At 67.0% G+C, this 1,877-nt stretch carries 2 protein-coding genes; both read left to right on the top strand.

What is annotated here, in order from left to right:
* On the top strand, positions 1 to 418 hold a 418-nt coding region (locus tag E1283_RS39340), incomplete at its 5' end, for an acyl carrier protein (RefSeq protein WP_243745338.1).
* Between the two features lie 48 nt (positions 419 to 466).
* Positions 467 to 1,877 (top strand): type I polyketide synthase (locus E1283_RS35740; RefSeq protein WP_132822321.1); only part of this gene is annotated, 1,411 nt, incomplete at its 3' end.

The following is a 1,877-nucleotide window of genomic DNA, read 5'->3' as shown; positions in this document are numbered from 1 at the left end:
CACCACCGACCAAGCCTTCAAAGAACTCGGCTTCGACTCACTCACCGCCGTCGAACTCCGCAACCGCCTCACCACCACCACCGGACAACGCCTCCCCGCCACCCTCATCTTCGACCACCCCACACCCACCGCCGTAGCCCAATACCTACGCAGCCAACTCGTCGGGACGCACGAGGGCGGACCATCCGCAGTGGCGACGTCGACGCTGGTCGAGCTCAACAACCTCGAAGCCGCACTGGCCGCTGCGCCACCGGACGCCACCAACCGGATCGACGTCGTCAAACGTCTGCAAGCGCTGCTCCAGCAGTTGGATAACACGCGAAACGCATCGGAAACCGCCGCCCAACGCGACGCGATCGAGTCGGCGAGCCACGACGAAATGCTGGCTCTGATGGAAAAGGAGCTCGGCATCAACTAGGTCGGCTGAAGCCGCACTCGTTCCCTTACGTTGGAGGCAAGCGTTCAGATGGCAAACGAGCAGAACGACAAGATTCTCGACTATTCCAAGCGGCTCATGACGGAACTGCTGCAGACCCGCGAACGGTTGAGGGAGGTCGAGGAGAGGTCTCTGGAGCCGATCGCCATCGTCAGTATGGCGTGTCGGTATCCCGGTGGAGTGGTCTCCGCTGAGCATCTGTGGGAGTTGGTCGTCGAGGGCCGGGACGCGGTGTCGGAGTTCCCGACCGATCGCGGCTGGGATGTCGACGGGCTCTATGACCCGGATCCGGACAGCCTGGGCAAGTCCTACACCCGGCACGGGGGATTCCTCGCCGACGTCGCGGACTTCGACACGGAACTCTTCGGGATCTCCCCACGCGAGGCGCTCGCCATGGACCCCCAACAGCGCCACCTACTGGAACTCGCATGGGAGTTGTTCGAGCGCGCGGGCATCGCCCCGCCGTCGGTGAACGGAGTCCCCGCAGGGGTGTTTGTTGGCTCCATGGGGTCGGAGTACAGCTACACGACGACTCCCGGGGGCGGCAGCACCGAAGGTTTCGCGGTAACCGGTAACGCCGCCAGTGTGATCTCCGGTCGGTTGGCTTACACGTTCGGTCTTGAGGGGCCGGCGGTGACGGTGGACACGGCCTGCTCCTCGTCCCTCGTGGCGCTCCACCAGGCCGCTCAGTCCCTGCGGGCCGGGGAATGCAGTCTGGCCTTGGCCGGCGGGGCGTCGGTGATGACCAGCCCGATGGCCTTCGTGGAGTTCAGCCGGCAGCGCGGCCTGGCGGCCGACGGCCGGTGCAAGCCGTTCGCCGCCGCGGCCAACGGCGCCGGATGGGGCGAGGGGGTGGGTCTGTTGCTGTTGGAGCGGTTGTCGGACGCCCGCCGCAACGGCCACCCGGTCCTGGCGGTGGTACGTGGCTCGGCCATCAACCAGGACGGGGCCAGCAACGGCCTGACCGCGCCCAACGGACCCTCGCAACAGCGGGTGATCCGCCAGGCCCTGGCCAACGCACGCCTGTCCTCCTCCGACGTCGACGTCGTGGAGGCACACGGAACCGGCACCACCCTCGGCGACCCCATCGAAGCCCAAGCGCTGTTGGCGACCTACGGACAGGACAGGCCCGAGGACCAACCGTTGTGGCTCGGCTCGGTCAAGTCCAACATCGCCCACACCCAAGCCGCCGCCGGAGCGGCCGGCATCATCAAGATGGTCATGGCCATGCGACACGGCCTCCTCCCCAAGACGCTGCACGTCGACGAGCCCTCACCGCACGTCGACTGGTCTGCGGGAGCCGTCGAACTCCTCACCGAGGCCCGGGAATGGCCCGAGACCGAGCACCGACGCCGGGCGGCCGTCTCCTCCTTCGGCATCAGCGGCACCAACGCCCACGTCATCCTCGAACAAGCCCCACCCACAGACACCCCCACCAACG

Origin of the sequence: Streptomyces hainanensis, assembly GCF_004348415.1 — a bacterium.
Classification (GTDB): Bacteria; Actinomycetota; Actinomycetes; order Streptomycetales; family Streptomycetaceae; genus Streptomyces; species Streptomyces hainanensis.
Note: the sequence above shows the minus strand (reverse complement) of the source record. Positions and strands in the feature narration are given on the sequence as shown.